The sequence below is a fragment of the Aquimarina penaris genome (assembly GCF_040786285.1).
In the GTDB taxonomy this organism is placed as follows: domain Bacteria; phylum Bacteroidota; class Bacteroidia; order Flavobacteriales; family Flavobacteriaceae; genus Aquimarina.
Map to the genome: position 1 here is coordinate 355,210 of NZ_JBFMKQ010000001.1, position 19,493 is coordinate 374,702.

A 19,493-nucleotide genomic window follows, 5' to 3' on the forward strand; every position below is an offset into this window, starting at 1 on the left:
ATATTAAACTATTCTGTTCTAAAATTCCATACCTGACCCATAGCTGCATTTTGATTGCTGTCTTTAACTACCACTCGCCAATAATAAATCGTACTTGATGATACCGTTACCTCTAACTGAGAAGCTGTCATGTTTTCTTCTACTAAAACAGGGGAGTCACTGGTTCCAAAATAAATATCATAGGTTACATTGTCGTTATCAGGATCATTAGCCTCCCAATCTAAGGTGATATTGGTTGGGGATACCCGCTCTCCTAATCCGGGACTTACTACTTCTGGAACTGTAGGAATCGTATTTATAGCAGCTTCAGGTTCAGTAAAAAAACTCTGCACTTCAGAATATCCACTATCATTACCCTTATCATCTCTTGACTTTACTCGCCAATAGTAAGTAATTCCTTTTTCTAGATCAAACACTCTTTTTGCCTCTGAGGTAACTGCCGTAAATAATACCGTGGCAAAACTATTTTCTGCTGCCACCTCAATCACATAACTCACCGTATCGCCATCGGGATCTGTTGCTGTATTCCATGCAAATTCTAAATCAACACTAGTACAGGTTACATTATCACTCGGAAATACTAACTTAGGGATTGCGGGCGCTTCGTTTTGTAATATGGGAGCTGGACCAGGAGCATCATCACTACCTCCACAGGATAATACTAACAAAACTGTACCTAATAAGATCGTATATATCGTTACTCTTTTCATTTCTACTTTCTTTTTACTGTTTCACAATTTTAAATGTGGCCCCTTGATCAATCGATATAAAATATATCCCTCGGGGTAATTCTACCATTGACAATAGCACTTGTTCTGAAGTGATACTATACTCCCTTGATGAAACCATAACCCCTAAAGTGTTATGAATATCGACATTGATGGTCTTCAATAATGTATTGGGAATCATAAGAGTCACATCGCCTTGAGTTGGATTGGGAGATATGGTGATCTCATCAAATAAATCTACTTTGGTAGAAAGTTTCCCTTCGCAATCCAAGCTTGAGAATACCTCAACCGCATCTCCATGCTGTACATCTATAGCAAAACTACTGCTCGTATAGTTTCCAGCTTCTTCGCCATTGATCATTACGGTATAGGGTGCGGTACCCGTTTCAACGTCTACAAATAGCTCTCTTGAAGAGATTGTTGTTTTTCCGGTTAATTTCTCTGCGCCTTCAATGTTTACTTCAAAACATTGTTCGCAATCTGTAATACCATCGATAGCAATACACATGGTATACTTACCTGGTGGCATATCAGTAATTTCCTGTGTCGATGTAAAATCATAGGTATTTCCATCTACTGTAGCAATATAGGATAAAGCCTCGGTAGCTGCAATCGAGATCATACCGTTATTTTTGCCTATACAGGTCTCGCTAAATGTTTCAATATTGAAATTATCCGTCGGTAAATCGTAAAAAGGACAGCTAAAAACATCCTCACAAGTTAGAATATCGGCAACGGTAAATGTGCTTCCGGTAAGATTTAGTTTGGTTCGCCCATCACCATCGGTAACATAGGGATATAATCCACAGAAGTTAGTTACTCTGGTTTCTACAATATTCAATTGGTTTCCTACTGTTCTTAAACTAGTGAGGTTCAATGTAGAAATTGCATTACCGGATATGGTAGATTGTTGATAGGAAGCTGTTCCGGTTTCGGTAGTTTCTGTAAGATTATTTAACCCATTTACATTAGCAAGTTGAGTATTATCGAGTATTTGAAAATATCCAACCGAAGTAACATTCTGCAGTGCATCAATCTGAGTCAGCATTGGATTATTTTCTATCCAAATTATCTCATTAGAACCGCTAATAAACTCTAATCCATCTAAACTAGTTAAAGCATTATTATTTCTAACATAAAGATATGTATTAGTCGTTGATGAGATATTACCAAGAGCATCCAGACTCATTAGGTTTGGATGATCACCAATAGATATAAAAGTTCCTGCTGAAGTTAAACTAGCAAACGAAGAAAGATCACTTACATTAGTTTCTTCAAACGTAAAGCCATTTACTGTTTGTAATACATTAAAATCAAACGTAGTAGTATTTTCGGCGCCATCAATTGTAAATGATCTTCCAACACTTGTTAATAAAGGAAAAGATACCGTATTAATAGCTATATCTCTTAGGTTGAAAAAATTCTCAATTGTAGTAAGATTAGGAAAACTTACTGAAGGTGTTTCAACATTTCTTAAATTTAAAGATCCCGGACCTGAACTATTGAAAGTATTGGTTCCTGTTAAGGTGGTCACATTAGAAAATGTTAGTGCATGACTCAATGTTTGTCCATTTATAAATATTAATTCTGTAATCGTCAAATCAAGCACCGCTGTGATATCTGTTAAAACTGTATTATCGGATATAGTAATGCTTACAGTAGGATTCACAATTCCTGAAAGTGCAGAAATATCACTTAGAATATCATTACGAGATAAATTGATTCCGTCAGTCACTGTAGTTAGGTTTTCTAATCCATCTAAAGTTGTAATTAACTCATTATCTCCGATAAACAATTTTCCGTTAATGACTTCGATACTAGACAACCCTGATAAATCTGTAATATCCTTTGAACGTCGAATGGTTAGATTTCCATTAACTGTATTACACGAACCTAAATAAGCTACAAAAAGATCTAATTCTGCTTGAGTAGCAATTTCAGTTCCATCGACTGTACAAGCTGTACAAATTGTACCAAATGAAGCCGTTGCATCCTTTTGCCAGGCGCTTAAATAACTTGCAGTTTCGTCATCGACCTCAATACATAACAAATCTGCATTTCCAGTTACTGAGAAGGTAGTGACATTTGCATTATTCCCATTTTTTACTGAAAAGAACTGCAGCTGATTATTATTGGCCTGAATAGATGTTAAAGCTGTATTCTGCTTCAAATCTAATCTGGTGATTTGATTGTCGTTTACATTAAGAGTAGTTAACGCAGCAAAATCTTCTATACCTGTAAGATCTGCAATTGTTTTATTGTTAAGGTCTAATGAAGTAACTCCAACAATGTTGGACGTCACCACAAAATTATCCAATACATCATCGAGAGCTAAATCGATCAATACCTGCTCAAAATTATCATCGGGCACATGAGTAAATGGTACGCATCCGTCTGCAAAGGCAGTACTATCATCTTTTAACCAATTTCCATAATTTCCTGTGCCAGCGGTAGCTGCCGTAGGATTATCTACTTCGATACAATTGAGATCGAAATTTGATGTTGAACGAAGTGTACTTATACTTGCACTGCTTCCATTTTTTACGTTAAGCGAAACCAATTTGTTGTTTTCGCATTCTAATCTGGTAAGATTGGTATTGTTACTCAGATCTAAACTGGTCAATTGGTTATCATCAAGGTATAGAAGTCTTAAACCCGTATTGGCACTAAGATTAATACTTGTTAACTGATTGTCCTCTGCGTTCAAACTTTCTAGCACTGTATTTGCACTTACATCCAAGGTAATTAATAGATTATCCTGAACATTAACTACTTCTATTTTTGTATTGGTACTAAGATCTAAACTTCCTAATTGACACTCGTATGCATATAACTTTACTAACTCTGTATGGGTACTTACATCTAAACTAGTAAGTGCACTATTTTCAGAAATTGTTAATTCTATCAAGCCAGTATTTGTACTTAAATCTATACTCGAAAATAAATTTTCACTCACTTTTAAAACAGCTAATTGTGTAAGCCCTGTAAGGTTAATGTTGGTCAATTCAGTACGGAACGCATCTACTCTAGTTAACAACGTATTAGCACTCAGATCTAAAGTTCCTAATGGGTTATCATGGCATCTTAAATCTGTTAACGCAGTATTATTACTTACATCCAGACTTGTAATATCATTATTATCGCAGCGTAATGTGATTAATGACACAAAATCTTCTATCCCGGTAAGATCTACTATATTGTTGTAGCGTACACTTAATTCTGTTAATCCGTCAATATTAGCCGTGGGTACATAATCATCTAAAACCCCCGAATCATATCCTAAATCGATTAATGCTTGCTCGAAATTATCATCGGGTACGTAGGTTCGACATGATGCTGAATATGTAGCTATGGCATCTTTTTGCCAATTCGTATATCTTCCTGTACCCGCATTTGCTGCGGTAGCATCGTCAACTTCAATACAAATTAAATTTGGATTTCCAGTTGCGTTAAAAACTCTAAAGTCGATAGATCCATTTTTAGTATTTAAATAAGTTAAATCGTTATTCTGAACCCTTAAAAGGTCTAAAACCGGATTGGTTGAAACATCAAGCTCTGTTAAATTGTTATTTTCTGCATATATAAGTTCTAAGAGAGGAAAGCCGTTTACATCAATTTCGGTTAAATTATTATTGCTACAGATCAATTCATTCATATTAGGAACACCGCTTACATCTAGGGTTTCTAAATTATTGCCGCTTACATCAAGGTCACTAAAATTGGTATTCGTTCCCAAAACAAGATCTGAAGCATTGGTTAAATTATTTTGTGCGAGGTTTAAAATCTCAAGACTGCTATTTGAGCTTACATCTATATTGGATATATCGTTGTTATTAGCGTTTATAATAAGCAAAGCCACATTATTACTTACATCCAGACTTGTTAATTGGTTATCATTAACCGATAGTTGGGTTAAAGCAGTATTGGCACTTATATCTAAGCTTGTTAATTGATTATCATCAACCGATAACTCTTCCAACAATGGCGATTCCGTAATGTTTATCGAAGTAAGCGCATTAGAGCTTGCGTCAAGCTTCTTTAATTTTGTATTATAACGAAAATCAAACTCGGTAATATTATTATTGCTAATATTGAAATCCTCCATACTTGCAAAATCAGCAGCACCTGTAAGATCATTTATGTTTCTATTACTCATATTCAACTTTCTCAGCGTATCCAATGGAAATACACTTACAAAATTATCAGGAGTCCCAAAATCGAATCTCAAGTCTATAAATGCCTGCTCAAAATTATCATCAGGTATATAAATCTCACAAACCGTACGATAATAACGCGTTGAACCATCTTTGATCCAACTCGCTGTATAAGCACCAAATTGGTCATCTATCGCTATACATCTCATATTATTATTATCTGCCTGAAAAGAAACCACATTGGTATTATTTCCATTTCTAAAATCTAAGGATCTTAAACCAACATTATCACATCGTAAACTGGTTAAAACCGTATTGTTTTTTAAATCCAAATACTCGATTGCAGTATTATTATGGCAATTCAATGTTTGTAAAGCGATATTGTTACTAACATCCAACCAGTTTAATTGATTGTCATTAACATCCAACTGGGTTAATGCTACAAAAGCTTCAATACCGGTTAGGTCTACAATATTCTTATTAGACACATCCAATGTGGTAAGGCCAATAATATTTTCTGTGGGTACATAATTATTAAGTGGCCCAGAATCGTATCCTAAATCAATCAATGCCTGCTCAAAATTATCGTCGGGTACATAGGTACCACACGCAGTTGGATTACCCGTTACTATTAATACAGCTATACAGGTATCAGCACCAAAATTGCTAAATGCACTAAAGGTTAGGGTAATATCACCTGGAACTACCATCGTACCTGGTGCCGGCACCTGATTTACTGAGATAGGATCTAGATTGGTAGGATCATCTGCAATTATCTGGCTAGTAAAATCCGGCAAGACTACCTGGCAATTTGCACCCGCCTGTAGACTCCCTGGTGTCGCACATTGAGAAATTGTGACCTGAGCGTTTGTAGTACCAATAAAAGAAAATATCGTTATGCTTAAAAGAAGTAATCTTATTTTCATATTAAGGGGTTTATTAGAAATTGTTGCAATACTACCATAAATATCTGATTTTAAGAGTTTTTTAACAGTGTCAAAAGGTGTCATTTTACGGTTTCTCCTTTAAATACGTAGGGTTACGTATGGGGTTGTGTGAATTTTTATGGCTGCTCGTCAGTTCGAGTGATTCCGATGTCAATCGGGATTGTATCGAGAATTTTTCCTAAACAAATACATCTCGATACACGCTCGTACCTCACGCACTCGATGTGACGATACGTTGCCTATTTAATCACCATCTTTTTAGAATCGAAACCTTTGCTACCTATATATAAAGTATAGAAATACGTTCCACTGGCTAATCCATCGCTATTAATATTCAATTCTCCATCTCCACTTTGCGTGATAGCAATTGTAGACACTACTTGTCCGAGAGAATTACTAAATACAATTGATGCATTATTGATTCCTGAAGGCAAATAATATTTGATGGTGGATGTTCCATTAAATGGATTAGGAATATTTTGATATAAAATAGGTGTATTACTTTTATTAAGACTACCTGAAATGTTAGTTTCGAGCGCTTCAATGCGATCAATCAAATCATCAATGATCACTTGTTGAGCTGTGATTTGAGCTTGTTGTTCATCAATTTCGGTCTGTTGGGCCGTATTTTCATCTTGTAACGGTGTAAGTATCCCCGAAAGATCTACAGAAACCGAACTTCCATTTTCGATAGCGATCGTTACTACGGTATTAGCTAAGGTAGCCGAAGTAAGGTTTTGACTATCGGTATTTGTAAATCCAGAAAGATCGACAGTATTACCGTTCGATATGCTTAAACTTCCATTATTGAAATTTAAGGTTTGTGCATCTGTATTATCCATGTACCCTGAAAGATCAACCGTGGCTGTTCCTCCAGAAATACTTAACGTATTAGTCGTTAGTGAAAGTTCCTGACTATCGGTATTGTCTAAATATTTTGAAAGATCTACTGTTTTGGTGGCTTCAGCATCATCTAATAATGATAGTTCGAGATCATCGCCATTTAACTGAAACTCATCTATGGTTTGATCATCGGTGTCTGTATCCGTATCTATTGTAGAATTGACCCATTGCGTACCATTCCAAAGAAAAATAGCCGACAAATCAGTATCAAATACCATCATCCCAGCTTCATTTGCTGCCAATGGGTTACCACTCGCTGCCGCGGTTTCCATAGCAGTACGCTGCGCTGTGGTTACCCTATTGATCAAGAATCCTTTATCGATATCTGCTAGCTCTAATGATGCATTTTGATTTGCCGCTACCGTACCAATCCCAACACTCATTCGGTTGGTAGTCGTATTTCCTCCCAAAGCCATTGTATTTGCTTGGGCAACATCTACATCATATCCAATAGCCGCGGCATATGAACTGGCTGTACTACTTTGTGAACCTATGGTTATTGACCCTCGATTTCCTGAAGATCTGGCAGCATGACCAATAATCACCTGATCATCTCCAAAAACCGATACAGAATTCCCAAAAAAGATATTTCGTTGATTTCGATTATCCGAAGGTCCATTGACACCATTTCCTGTAAAATCAGCTTTCCAACCTATCCCTATATTATCAGACCCTTCTCTATTGGTACCTCCAGTAAGTACGCCCATGTAGGTGTTTCTATTGGCATCATTTCTATTATTAGTTCTGTTGTTATCCCAACCTGCACCATATCCTATAAACGTATTACCATCTGCATGTTGGCTATTTGCACCTGTAGCATATCCCAAAAACGTATTTGCAAAACCATCAACATTATCCAGACCGGAACCAGAACCTACAAAAGTATTAGCTTCGCCTACTGTATTTGATCCACCTACTGCTCCACCGATTGTAGAAAAATCATAATCAACCCCATTACCCAGCGTTGATGGTGTGAAACTTCTAGCTTCTCCACCAACAAAAGTATTACCACTAGCTGTAGTAGAATTCGCTCCAGCTCTACTTCCTACAAAACAATTATCATCACCCGTAGTTAATTCATAACCAGCATCTTCTCCGATGAGTACATTATCTTCTCCAGCCATGAGGTTACGCCCAGCTTCTTCTCCAACAATGGTATTATCCCTCCCACTTGTTAGATTTAATCCTGCACGATGACCTATAATCACGTTATCAGAGTTTGTAGCATTTCTTGCTACATAGTTCCCAATATACACATTATCTGAAGCAATTAATGTCTGATCTGCTGCAAAATTTCCTATAACAACATTTTCATTAACACCTGTATCTCCAAATAATGCTCCAGCCATACCTCCTACAAGTACATTAGTATAAGCAGAGGTTAAGGAAGCGCCAGCACCTGGACCAATAGAAAGATTCCAATCTCCCGTGGTCAATAAATCACCCGGTGTAAAAGTAACTAAGCCATCATAAGGAAAAGGAGTATGGCTTGCATTAGATTGGTTTGGAGTTATAGCCGATCCAGTAGTTTGATTTCCTGTCTGTGCAATAACGCCATTGAAAGGCACTAAAAAGACTACTAAAATTAAGAGTAATAGTTTTTTCATATTCTGGGGTTTAGTAAAATAGTATCGTCAAAAATAGGTTAAATACCCGATTTAAAGATAATTGTAAGGGTGTCAAAAGGTGTCAAAGCCGTAATTTGACTAATACTAAGTAAGGTTGCCTATTCGTTTGTATGGAAGTATATTGATTCGTCGGTTCGAGTAGTTTTTCATAACGCAGTCGAGAAAAATTGTACTTCGGCAAGCTCAGCAGAGCTATCGAGAACTTCTTGAAATGAAATACAAACTTCAAAAACATTTCGATACACGCTCCTACTTCACCGCACTCGATGCGACGATAGGTTTTTTATGCCAACTCCTGGATAAACTTTTCGAGTTCGATTTCAGAAGGGATATTCATTTTTTTACGGATACGACGACGCATTGATTTTACAGAGTCTGAAGAGACATTGCGAACAATCATGATTTCCTTTATCGTTAGATTTAATCGAAGTAATGCACATACTTCGCGCTCTCCTTTGGTTAAATCAGGATACAATTCCTGAAGTTTGCTATCGAAATGAATATCATTATGATCAATTCTTTCTTGTAATCCGGCCAATTTATTTTCGGTATCGATCTGCAAACGTAATTGAGCAGTTAATGAATTAAGTGATTGTCTTAGTTCTGCAGTATCGGCCGAGGCCAAAACTTCATTTTTTAGTTTGGCCAACCATTCTTCTTTGAATGCCAAACGCATACTATTATCGGCCATTAAACTTTTTACCTCTTCTTCTTTGGCCTTCAACTTTTCAATTAGTGTTTTTTTCTCTTGGGCCATTTGATTCAGTTGCATGCGATTCTGAAAATTCTTCCATGAGAAAAACACAATAACTATAATGCCAATGCTGACCAGTGCATACAGTATTGCCGAAGCATTTAAAAATAGTATAGACCACAATAGGTCGTTGCTCCACATGTTCATCATGGTAAAAGGATATATTGTTCTGTTTACACAATATTACCTACAACAATGAGACCCGCCAAAGAATTGGTGGTGTCAAAAGGTGTCATGATTTTTTTTAAGCCAATTCCTGAATAAATTTTTCCAATTCGACATCCTGAGGAATATCCATCTTTTTTCTAATACGACGTCGCATTGATTTAACCGAATCTGAAGTTACGTTACGAATGGTCATAATCTCTTTGATAGAAAGATTGAGTCTAAGCAAAGCACATACTTCTCTCTCACCTTTAGTTAAATCTGGATATAATTCTTTTAACGTACTATCAAAAATTTGATTAACATCGTCTATTTTTTCTTGTAAGCCCGAGAGCTTCCCTTCTGTAGTAATTTGTAATTGTAATTGCGTGGTTAATGAATTTAGTGACTGTTTTATCTGATCGGGATCACTTGTAATTAATTCATTCTTTAATTTATTAAGTAATTCTTCTTTAAACGCCAAACGCATGCTATTATCTGCAATAAGATACCTGATATTTTCTTCTTTAGCCTTAATTTGCTGATCCAATACTACTTTTTGATTTTCAAATTCTAATCTGGCCATTTTCGATTTCTGTACATAATTACGCCTGAGTAATACACCAATAACTCCTGCTCCAACAAGAGAAATTATAAATAATATTAGATATAGGCTTTTTTTTGATGACTCTGCTTGTGCTACTAGCTCTACTTCCTTCTTCTCTTGTGCAAATCGAAGACTATCTATTGCCAGTTGCTGTTCGTACTTATATTTGGTCTCCAGATCCACCATCTTTTGATAGTTCTTCTCATTTTTGACTTTTGCATGCCATTTGTGAAATTCTTTGAAATTCAAATATGCATTCTTATAATCCTTAAGATCTGAATAGCTATTACTAAGCCCTCGATATCTCGAGTGCAATACAGCTTCGTTTTTTTGTTCTTCAGACATTGCAAGAGCCTTATTAAAGAACTGGATTGCTTTGTTAGGCATCCCTAAGACTCTATAGGTAACTCCCAAAGCGAAATATCCCGATTCTAATCCTATTTGATTATTTCCTTTTCGATGCATTTCTACTGCTCTCTCTAGATAAGGGACGTTTTCTTTATGTCTTTTTTGCCGTCTTAAAAAGAACGCATAATTCGCATTGGTCGCTGCGATAGATTTTATCTCATTAATAGAATCTGCAAGTTTAATCGCTCGAAGATGATGTTGTTCTGCTCGAATACTATCTTTTATATTTTGATAAAGAATTCCATATCGACTCAATGTCCTTATCGTTTCATGTATATTATTGTATTTTTTACTAAGCGCATAGGCCGAATCTAAATTGATTTTGGTTTTTTTAAACTCAGATTGATAGAGCCATAACCAAGCGGTTTGAGAATAGGTATATCCCAAAGTATATGTTTCTCCTACTTTTCTTTTTAGTTCAATGCTTTCCTGAAGGTTCTTTAGAGCGGCACCAAACTTGTTCTCTCTTCTCAAAAAGTAGGCAAGTTGTTCTAAGATAGACGCTTTTTTTAATAAAAATTCGTTTTTGGATAATAAGCTCTTATCAATGATCTCTATGGCGCTTTCAAAATTCTTCTTTGCTTCTACAAGATCAGAATCCTTTATTTCTATTGCCTTTGCATATAATTCTTCTACCCGAATACTATCATCTTCTACTTTATGTATCTGAGAATAGCTTTTGGTGCAAAAAACTATACATGATATAAATATTGCCAAAACAATTACTTTATTTCCTGAGGGCAATAGAAAAACAGATGATAGCAACTTCATATTATTCGTGTAGTATTCAAAAATACAATATAAATTAATTCCTATCTTGCCAAAAATTGCAAAAACAAATTTCATGAAAAAATTAAAAGATTTTAAAAGTTCAGAAATAGATATAAAAACAATCTATGGTGGGAATTCTGATTGTCTTAATGTTTTACAAGAACAAACCGCAGACGAAGTTGGAGGCGACGATGACGAGTATTAGAGTGAATACAAACAAGCAAAATTAATTATAAAACCACAACTTAAAAAGGTTGTGGTTTTCTCTTTTTTAATACTTACTTTTGATATATTAACCAGTATACCAAATGAAAATCCTTCACCTAGATACTAATCATCCCCTACTCCTTACTCAACTTACAGTCGCCGGTTTTAAAAATGAGGAAGACTACACCTCAACCAAAGCAGAAATCGAAGCTAAAATTGCACTATATGATGGGATCATCGTTCGTAGCAGATTTCCTATAGACAAAACATTCCTGGATAAAGCCAAAAATCTAAAATTTATAGGTCGTGTAGGGGCAGGATTAGAGAACATTGATATCGATTATGCCAAGAAGCTAGGGATCAAACTGTTTAATGCCCCAGAAGGTAATCGCAATGCGGTGGGAGAACATGCACTAGGGATGATTTTATCGTTATTTAATAAACTAAATCAAGGGGATCAAAGTGTGCGAGAGGGCAACTGGCTTCGCGAACAGCATAGAGGTATAGAATTGGATGGAAAAACAGTAGGTATTATTGGCTACGGAAACATGGGTAGAGCTTTTGCCCGTAAACTAAGAGGCTTTAATGTCGAAGTCATCTGTTATGATATTCTTGAAGATATTGAGGACAGCAATGCAATGCAAGTAGAGCTTGATGAGCTTTTCGAGAAAACAGACGTATTAAGCCTTCATACCCCCCAGACACCTAAAACTATTGGTATGATCAATACCAAATTTATTAATAAGTTCAAGAAACCATTTTGGCTGATCAATACCGCTCGGGGTAAAAGTGTTGTAACTGCAGATTTGGTTGAAGCGTTACAAAAAGGTAAGATATTGGGCGCGGGATTAGATGTTCTGGAATATGAAAAATCATCTTTCGAGAATTTATTTACGTCAAAAAGCGAGATCCCTGAAGCCCTAAAAGAACTACTTAGCATAGATAATGTGATCCTAAGTCCACACGTAGCAGGTTGGACTGCTGAATCTAAAGAAAAATTAGCCCAAACCATAGTTGATAAAATCAAAGCAGAGTTTTGTTAAAAGAAATCTATACATCCTTACTTTCAAACTATTCTGATGACTCAAACCATATTGAATCCTTATGGAGTGAGATTGAAAAAAAGCATACTAAAAAAAACCGATATTATCATAATCTCTCTCATCTCGAACATCTTTATACTCAACTTAACGAAGTGAAAGACAAGATCAGGGATTGGGATATGGTATTGTTTGCTTTATTTTATCATGATTACATCTATAACACCCTCAAACAAGAGAATGAAGAAGAAAGCGCAAAGAAAGCCATAGAAGTATTAAATTTATTATCTATAGACAAAAATAGAATTGAGCTTTGCAATGAAATTATATTAGCGACAAAAGGGCATAATACATCAAAAAATAATGATGTAAACTATTTTACCGATGCCGATCTTTCAATTTTAGGCAGTGATTGGGAAGGGTATAAGACCTATTTTAAGAAGGTAAGAAAAGAATATAAGTACTATCCCGATTTTGTATATAACAAGGGTAGAGCTAAAGTGCTTCAGCATTTTGTTAAGATGCCGCAAATCTTCAAAACTCATCATTTCAAAATTAGATATGAAGCTAAGGCAAAAGAAAATCTTCAGCAAGAGATTGATTTACTTTCTAAGTAACCAAGAGTTTTGTTAAATTTATAAAGTGAGGAAAACTATTTTCATTTTTGCGGCACTGGTTGTAGCATTGCTTACGCTTTTTCAGCTAAGTAAATATAGCGTGCTCATGGGAAGCACTTCTATAGAAATTATAATAGCCATAATTGCAATCATCTTCTTTGTAATCGGGGTTATTATCAACAAAAGAGTACTTCATAAACAAAAAAACCTTACTCAAGATATAAATCACAAAAAGGTTCAACAATTAGGGCTGAGTAAACGGGAGTACGAAGTACTTTGTGAAATAGCTTCAGGACTGTCTAATAAAGAGATTGCCGAAAAACTTTTTGTTTCAGAAAGCACTATAAAAACCCATGTTTCTAATCTTCTTGTAAAACTAGATGCCAAACGTCGCACACAAGCCATACAAATTGCCAAGGAGTTACAGATCATATAATTTGAAAGAATGTTAACGTATAAAAACATCCCCCCAACCCCCTTCAAAGGGGGAATTGCTTGTGTATTTATATTCTCTATATGAGGAGGACAAGGGAGATGTTATTTTAGGATATACTACTAAAGTCCCATACAATTCATACTTTAGTATGAGTACAACATACCCAACTAAACCTACTTTTGAAACGAATCATTAAACATCTATCAAAATGAAAAATACCGTTTTACGTTACGGAGTGTATAGCGCCATTACCATTTGTGTTTTAGCTCTTGCCGGTTGGTTTCTAGGAAAAAATCTTGATTATTCTATCCAGGAAGTCATTGGATACACTGGCATGGTGGTATCCTTACTCTTTGTGTATTTTGGAATAAAGCATTATCGGGATAAAGAGAATGATGGTATGGTTTCCTTCGGAAAAGCTTTGCTCATAGGAGTGTTGATTTCTTTAATTGCAGCACTGGCATTCGGCATCTTAGATGTTATTTATGTCAAATACATCAATCCTGATTTTATGGCCGAATATTACACTCATTATCTTGAACAAATGAGAAGTACGCTATCTGAAGCAGAATTTAAGATCGAATTTGAGAAATTAGAAGCCCAAAAAGAATTGTTTGCGAACATATTTATGAGCTTCTTTATCATGTTTGCTACGGTATTAATCATTGGATTTATCATTTCGTTACTATCGGCATTACTGCTTCAGCGTAAGCCCATAATGAACAATTAAAACAACTATATACATGAAATATGAAGCAAATACACCAGACGATTATATAAGTGCGATTCCCAAAGAACGGCAAGCAGCAATGACAGCATTAAGAAACGTAATCAAGAAGAATCTTCCCAAAGGCTTTTCTGAAGAAATTAATTACGGAATGATTGGGTATGTTGTACCACACTCAATCTATCCCAATGGATATCATTGTGATCCTAAATTGCCGTTACCATTTATGAATATTGCATCACAAAAAAACTTTATAGCCGTATATCACAGTGGGATTTATGCCAATAAAGAAACCATGGATTGGTTTGTTAGCGAATATCCTAAATATTTGTCTACCAAACTAGATATGGGTAAAAGTTGTATTCGATTTAAAAAAATAGATCAAATCCCAATGGAATTGATTGGTGAGTTAGCATCCAAAATAACGGTACAAGAATGGATTGATATGTACGAAGCCAATGTGAAAAAGAAATAATAACACGTTTCCTTTTTCAAGGAAATAAAAAAATAAGCATCAATGAAAAACAGAGTAACAGGATTAGGCGGGTTCTTTTTTAAAACTAAAGATCCAAAAACAACAAAAGAATGGTACGGAAAACATCTGGGATTACCGGTAGATGATTATGGCTGTACATTCTGGTGGAAAGACAAACAAGGCAATGATTGCTCTACCCAATGGAGTCCTTTTAAAGATGACACCACTTATTTTGCTCCTAGCAAAAAGGAGTTTATGATGAATTTTAGGGTAGAAAACCTGGTCGAATTACTTAAAGTCTTAAAAGAAGAAGGCGTAACCGTGGTTGGTGAAATCGAAGAATATGAATACGGAAAATTTGGCTGGATTGTAGATCCCGAAGGAAACAAAATAGAGCTTTGGGAACCCATAGACAAAGCTTTTTTATAAAAGAAAAGCCGGCAAATTTGCCGGCTTTTCTTTTATATATCAAATAGTAGACTATTTTTATTCTCCAGCTTTTGGATCAGGTCCGTATTGATTATCTCCTTTTGTACCTTCGGTAAAGGCCAGAATAAGATTATAAATAGGAATCAGCATATACCACCAATCTTTATCAACATCATGCATTCTACGCACGGCAACAGCAATACTAGGTATAAGAGTTGCTAATGCATATATACTTCCAAGCGTTGCCAAGAAACCAATTTCTAAAACACCCGCAAGAATAATCAATCCATACATTATAATAATGTTAAACAAAAAGAACATCCAATATTCTTTACGTCTTGCTCTTCCTGAAAATCCTACGTAATTTTTTAATGCTTTTAAGTACCAATTCATAATTTTTATTTAATTAGTTAGTGTTACCAAATATAGCAATAAATTTGAGTTATCAAAATATTGGATACTATAATCAACGCGTATAACCAAAATTAAGACCCCTAAACATTCTTAATGATCTTCAGATTTTTAAGTAATATTTTTGTAATTTTCTGCAAATTAATAAATCATTTTAAACAACATGAGTGAAGAAAACAACAACTTAGGGGATGACATTAAAAAAGGTGCAGAAGAAGCTGCAGAAAATGTAAAAGAAAGCGCTAAAGAATTTGCCGAAGAAGCCAAAGAAATAATTGGTTCTCAAGACAATAAAAAGGTTCTTGCCGGTATTTTAGCCATATTTTTAGGTTGGCTAGGCGTACATAAATTTATCTTAGGATACCAGAAAGAAGGATTTATATTACTTGCTTGCGGACTTCTTGGATTTTTTACTTGCGGTATTACCTCTATGCTCTCATCTGTAGTGGGAATAATTGAAGGTATTATGTATCTAACTAAATCTGACGAAGAATTTTACCAGACCTATCAAGAAGGTAGCAAACCTTGGTTTTAATATATTGAAAAAGTCAGAAAATGTATCTCTGGCTTTTTTGTTTCATTTTATTATCGTAATATTGCGATATATAAATACGAAATGGGAATTACCAAGACTCAAATATTCGATAAAAAGCAAAATGAACTTGCTCAATTCTTTAAAATACTAGGGCATCCGGCACGTATTGCGATCTTGCAATATATTAGTACGCAAGATTCTTGTATTTGTAACGATCTTGTAGAAGAAATTGGCCTAGCACAGGCTACTATTTCACAACATCTTAAAGAATTAAAAAGTATAGGATTACTGAAAGGTGAAATCGAAGGTAAAAGCATGTGCTACTGTATCGATATTGATCGATGGAATGATCTACAACAACGACTAAATTCTTTTTTTAATACCACCAAACAAAATTGTTGCTAAACAAAAAGCAATCTAAAAATCATACATTATGACTACATCAGAATTCATTACATTATTAGCAGAACATCAAGGAAAATCATTGTTGTTCGAATACGCTCCTGGTATGTTAGTAGGAACAAACTATCATATTACCGAGGTAAAACACACCTCGATTGATGCTGTAGATTGCGGAGGCAATACAGATTCCTGGAAAGAAACAGTGATCCAGCTATGGGAAAGTCCAAGTGAATTAGGAAAGCCCGATTATATGGGAGTGTATAAAGCCTTAGGAATACTAAGAAAAGTAGGCACCATGAAAGAGTATGAAATGGACGCCCCCGTTAGAATCGAATATGGCAATGCAATGTTTCATACAGCACAGTTGCATGTCAATGATTTTGAAATCAAAGAAGGACAATTAATTCTTAAACTAGCTGTACAACCAACCGATTGTAAGGCAAAAGAAACATGTGGTGTTCCTGAAACAGCTACCGCAGAAGCCGGATCTTGTGCGCCTGGTAGTGGTTGTTGCTAAATTTGTCCTAAACTTGTTTCAGGATCTTTTATTATGAAACCCAACATCCAAATAGCAGCCTTTACCAAAACCGATTGGCCAGTAATTTCTACAATTTATAAAGAAGGTATGGATACCCAAATGGCAACTTTTGAAACCCAGGTACCTACCTGGGAAGTATGGCATGCCTCACATATCAAATCTTGTAGATTAAAAGCGATAATCAAAGATGAAATTGCGGGCTGGGCTGCCTTATCTCCTACATCAAAAAGAGAAGTGTATAAAGGTGTGGCCGAAGTTAGCATTTATATAACATCAAAATATAGAAATTTAGGTATCGGAAAGTTACTTTTGTCTAAATTAATTGAAAAAAGTGAAGCAGAAGGTTTCTGGACACTCCAGGCAGGTATTTTTAGTAATAATATAGCTAGCATTGCCATGCATAAATCTTTAGGATTTAGAGAAATCGGATATCGCGAAAAAGTTGGAAAATTAAACGATATTTGGTATAATAATACGATTCTCGAACGAAGAAGTAAAACAATACTATAACCACAAAAAACACCACATATATGAATATTTTAGTACTGTGTACAGGAAACTCATGCCGTAGTCAAATGGCAGAGGGGTATTTGAAGCATTTTGCAAAAGAAAATGCAACCATATTTAGCGCAGGGGTAGAAACTCATGGCGTAAACCCCAGAGCAATTTCGATCATGAAAGAAGATGAAATTGATATCTCTAATCACACCTCTAATAATTTGGATGAGTATCTAGATATAAACTTTGATTATATCCTTACGGTATGTGATAATGCTAAAGAAAGATGCCCATTTTTTCCTGGTAAAGCAGAACGATTACATTACAATTTCTTTGATCCTTCAAAAATTGATGGAACCGAAGAAGAAATTCATGCCGCTTTTGAAAAAACAAGAAATCAGATTAAAGAGTATTGCAAAGATTTTGTTGAAGAAAAAGTATTGAAGACCGTTTCCGAATAAAAAACATGAATTATAAATGATCTGTAGTATTTTTCGAATCTACAGATCATTTCTTTTTTCTATTTCTTTCATTTTCCTATTAAAACTTCTTAGTGATATCCCTAAATAACTTGCCAAATCATTCTTAGAAATATGCTCAATTTCATTTGATGAAAGTTGTAAGAGTTTTTCTAAATTATATTCTAAAGGGTAAGATTGTTGGCGAGAAGCGCGTACTGCAGTATCTCGTAATTTTTTTGCAAGTGCCTTTATTAAAACAATATTCAACTCGTTTTCTTTTTTTAACACCTTATAGAAATCATCTTTTGCTATTTGATACGCGGGTACCCTGGTCATTGCCTCAACATTACTGAAACTTAGTGTACCGCCAAAAACTTCTATTTCTCCAACAATTTCTCCTAGACCAAAAAACTCCTGAATAAATGTTTTACCATTTTCTTCTTCAATATAACATTTTGCAATTCCGCCTTCGAGAATATATATAAATTGACCTCTACTTCCTTGTGTAATAATTTTTTCTCCCGGATCAAATTGTTTTCGCTTTACAAATTCAAACTTCCGGAAACTCTTCGAAAAATAATCAAGTAACTCATTATTCGTTCTTATCATTTTTTATCATTGTTTGGGACAAATGTCCTTTGTAATACAAGAAAATTGCGTTTGTTTTAGAATATAAAAAAATTACAACCTATGCACAAATTAATTATTGATACCGATCCAGGAGTAGATGATAGTATGGCAATACAATTAGCTCTCGCTTCCAAAGAGTTCAAAATACTAGGATTAACAACAGTTTTTGGAAATGTAAATATTGACCTAGCAACAACAAACACTTTACGTCTATTGCAATTAGCCAATCGAACTGAAATTCCAGTCGCCAAAGGAGCCTCAAAACCATTAAAAGGTAAATTCATGGGAGGTGTTCCTTTTGTACATGGAGATGATGGACAAGGAAATACATGGCGACGACCCAGTATCTTATCTCCTATAAATACACCTGCAGATGAATTTATCATCGAGCAGGTTCTTAAGTTTCCGAAACAAGTCACCATTGCTGCTCTTGGTCCCCTAACTAACCTAGCTTTGGCATTATCAAAAAAACCAGAAATACAGAAGATGGTTAAAGAAGTTATATTTATGGGAGGCAATGCGTTTTGTGCCGGAAATGCAACTCCCGCAGCCGAAGCAAATATGTATTCTGATCCCAATGCAGCTGATATTGTACTGGGTGCAAAATGGCCAATAACAATGATTGGATTGGATGTGACTCATAAAACAATACTATCAAAAGAAACTATTGAAGAGATTTCAGAATTTGACTCTCCCCTAAATAATCATATTGCCGAAGCATATCAATTTTACCAAGATTTTTTCATCAAAGTCAATAAAATTGATGGCACCTATGTGCATGATTCTTCAGTTTTTGTGTATTTAATTAATAAAAATATATACCAAACTGTTAGTTATCCAGTTCGGGTCGAAACTCAAGAATGTTTGAGTAAAGGAAAAACTTGGCCTTCCTTAGGAGAATCTGATCATGAGGAAAGGATAGCTTTAAAACCCTGGAAAAACAGACCAAAAGTAACTATCTGTATTGATGTGGATCATCAAAAAGCAATAGAGCTTTTGAAGATCAGGTTAACAAATCCGTAATACAGGATGAAAAAAATTCA

The 19,493-nt window shown here is 35.1% G+C and carries 20 protein-coding genes; 13 read left to right on the forward strand and 7 right to left on the reverse strand.

Going from position 1 to position 19,493, the window contains the following annotated elements; translation table 11 throughout:
• Positions 1 to 8 precede the first annotated feature (8 nt).
• The 5 genes from ABW637_RS01300 to ABW637_RS01320 form a co-directional block, all read right to left on the reverse strand.
• On the reverse strand, positions 9 to 710 hold the full coding sequence (locus tag ABW637_RS01300) for a glycoside hydrolase family 78 protein (RefSeq protein ID WP_367582817.1): 702 nt from the start codon (positions 708 to 710) through the stop codon (positions 9 to 11).
• 13 nt (positions 711 to 723) lie between these two features.
• Positions 724 to 5,808, reverse strand: coding sequence for a T9SS type A sorting domain-containing protein (locus ABW637_RS01305; protein ID WP_367582818.1), 5,085 nt, complete (start codon positions 5,806 to 5,808; stop codon positions 724 to 726).
• A gap of 260 nt (positions 5,809 to 6,068) precedes the next feature.
• Complete coding sequence (locus ABW637_RS01310) at positions 6,069 to 8,339, reverse strand: phage tail-like protein (RefSeq protein ID WP_367582819.1); 2,271 nt, start codon at positions 8,337 to 8,339, stop codon at positions 6,069 to 6,071.
• Positions 8,340 to 8,643: 304 nt separating this feature from the next.
• Positions 8,644 to 9,264 carry a helix-turn-helix transcriptional regulator gene (locus ABW637_RS01315; RefSeq protein WP_367582820.1) on the reverse strand — a complete coding sequence of 207 codons (621 nt, stop codon included), beginning with the start codon at positions 9,262 to 9,264 and terminating at the stop codon, positions 8,644 to 8,646.
• 94 nt (positions 9,265 to 9,358) lie between these two features.
• Positions 9,359 to 11,044 carry a tetratricopeptide repeat protein gene (locus ABW637_RS01320; protein ID WP_367582821.1) on the reverse strand — a complete coding sequence of 562 codons (1,686 nt, stop codon included), beginning with the start codon at positions 11,042 to 11,044 and terminating at the stop codon, positions 9,359 to 9,361.
• 73 nt (positions 11,045 to 11,117) lie between these two features.
• Between ABW637_RS01320 and ABW637_RS01325 the strand changes: the two genes are divergently transcribed.
• From ABW637_RS01325 to ABW637_RS01355, 7 genes are all read left to right on the forward strand, one after another.
• Complete coding sequence (locus ABW637_RS01325) at positions 11,118 to 11,249, forward strand: hypothetical protein (protein WP_367582822.1); 132 nt, start codon at positions 11,118 to 11,120, stop codon at positions 11,247 to 11,249.
• A gap of 103 nt (positions 11,250 to 11,352) precedes the next feature.
• A complete protein-coding gene (locus tag ABW637_RS01330; protein ID WP_367582823.1) occupies positions 11,353 to 12,294 on the forward strand; it encodes a 2-hydroxyacid dehydrogenase in 942 nt (313 codons plus the stop codon).
• On the forward strand, positions 12,288 to 12,908 hold the full coding sequence (locus tag ABW637_RS01335) for an HD domain-containing protein (RefSeq protein WP_367582824.1): 621 nt from the start codon (positions 12,288 to 12,290) through the stop codon (positions 12,906 to 12,908). The genes ABW637_RS01330 and ABW637_RS01335 overlap by 7 nt, the downstream gene beginning before the upstream one ends.
• 25 nt (positions 12,909 to 12,933) lie before the next feature.
• A complete protein-coding gene (locus ABW637_RS01340) occupies positions 12,934 to 13,344 on the forward strand; it encodes a response regulator transcription factor (RefSeq protein WP_367582825.1) in 411 nt (136 codons plus the stop codon).
• 208 nt (positions 13,345 to 13,552) lie between these two features.
• Complete coding sequence (locus tag ABW637_RS01345; protein WP_367582826.1) at positions 13,553 to 14,074, forward strand: DUF4199 domain-containing protein; 522 nt, start codon at positions 13,553 to 13,555, stop codon at positions 14,072 to 14,074.
• A 13-nt stretch (positions 14,075 to 14,087) separates the two neighbouring features.
• Entirely contained in the window at positions 14,088 to 14,546 is a 459-nt protein-coding gene (locus ABW637_RS01350; RefSeq protein WP_367582827.1) for a DUF1801 domain-containing protein, read from the forward strand.
• Between the two features lie 42 nt (positions 14,547 to 14,588).
• Complete coding sequence (locus ABW637_RS01355) at positions 14,589 to 14,975, forward strand: VOC family protein (RefSeq protein WP_367582828.1); 387 nt, start codon at positions 14,589 to 14,591, stop codon at positions 14,973 to 14,975.
• A 57-nt stretch (positions 14,976 to 15,032) separates the two neighbouring features.
• Here ABW637_RS01355 and ABW637_RS01360 read toward each other — a convergent pair whose 3' ends face one another.
• Entirely contained in the window at positions 15,033 to 15,368 is a 336-nt protein-coding gene (locus ABW637_RS01360) for a DUF805 domain-containing protein (RefSeq protein ID WP_367582829.1), read from the reverse strand.
• Positions 15,369 to 15,549: 181 nt separating this feature from the next.
• Here ABW637_RS01360 and ABW637_RS01365 point away from each other — a divergent pair, with 181 nt between their 5' ends.
• The 5 genes from ABW637_RS01365 to ABW637_RS01385 all read left to right on the forward strand — a co-directional run bounded on the left by ABW637_RS01365 (position 15,550) and on the right by ABW637_RS01385 (position 17,820).
• The gene (locus ABW637_RS01365; RefSeq protein ID WP_367582830.1) at positions 15,550 to 15,921 is read left to right on the forward strand and encodes a TM2 domain-containing protein; all 372 of its coding nucleotides are present in this window, start codon (positions 15,550 to 15,552) and stop codon (positions 15,919 to 15,921) included.
• A gap of 81 nt (positions 15,922 to 16,002) precedes the next feature.
• Positions 16,003 to 16,326, forward strand: coding sequence for an ArsR/SmtB family transcription factor (locus ABW637_RS01370; protein ID WP_367582831.1), 324 nt, complete (start codon positions 16,003 to 16,005; stop codon positions 16,324 to 16,326).
• Between the two features lie 28 nt (positions 16,327 to 16,354).
• Positions 16,355 to 16,840, forward strand: coding sequence for a DUF6428 family protein (locus ABW637_RS01375; protein WP_367582832.1), 486 nt, complete (start codon positions 16,355 to 16,357; stop codon positions 16,838 to 16,840).
• 33 nt (positions 16,841 to 16,873) lie between these two features.
• Positions 16,874 to 17,371, forward strand: a complete 498-nt coding sequence (locus ABW637_RS01380; RefSeq protein ID WP_367582833.1) for a GNAT family N-acetyltransferase — start codon at positions 16,874 to 16,876, stop codon at positions 17,369 to 17,371.
• Positions 17,372 to 17,391: 20 nt separating this feature from the next.
• Positions 17,392 to 17,820 (forward strand): arsenate reductase ArsC, encoded by a 429-nt coding sequence (locus ABW637_RS01385; RefSeq protein WP_367582834.1) that lies wholly within the window; start codon positions 17,392 to 17,394, stop codon positions 17,818 to 17,820.
• Positions 17,821 to 17,859: 39 nt separating this feature from the next.
• On the opposite strand, the gene ABW637_RS01390 is transcribed toward ABW637_RS01385, so the two are convergent.
• Entirely contained in the window at positions 17,860 to 18,429 is a 570-nt protein-coding gene (locus ABW637_RS01390) for a Crp/Fnr family transcriptional regulator (RefSeq protein ID WP_367582835.1), read from the reverse strand.
• A gap of 81 nt (positions 18,430 to 18,510) precedes the next feature.
• Between ABW637_RS01390 and ABW637_RS01395 the strand changes: the two genes are divergently transcribed.
• Entirely contained in the window at positions 18,511 to 19,473 is a 963-nt protein-coding gene (locus ABW637_RS01395; RefSeq protein ID WP_367582836.1) for a nucleoside hydrolase, read from the forward strand.
• Positions 19,474 to 19,493: the final 20 nt, after the last annotated feature.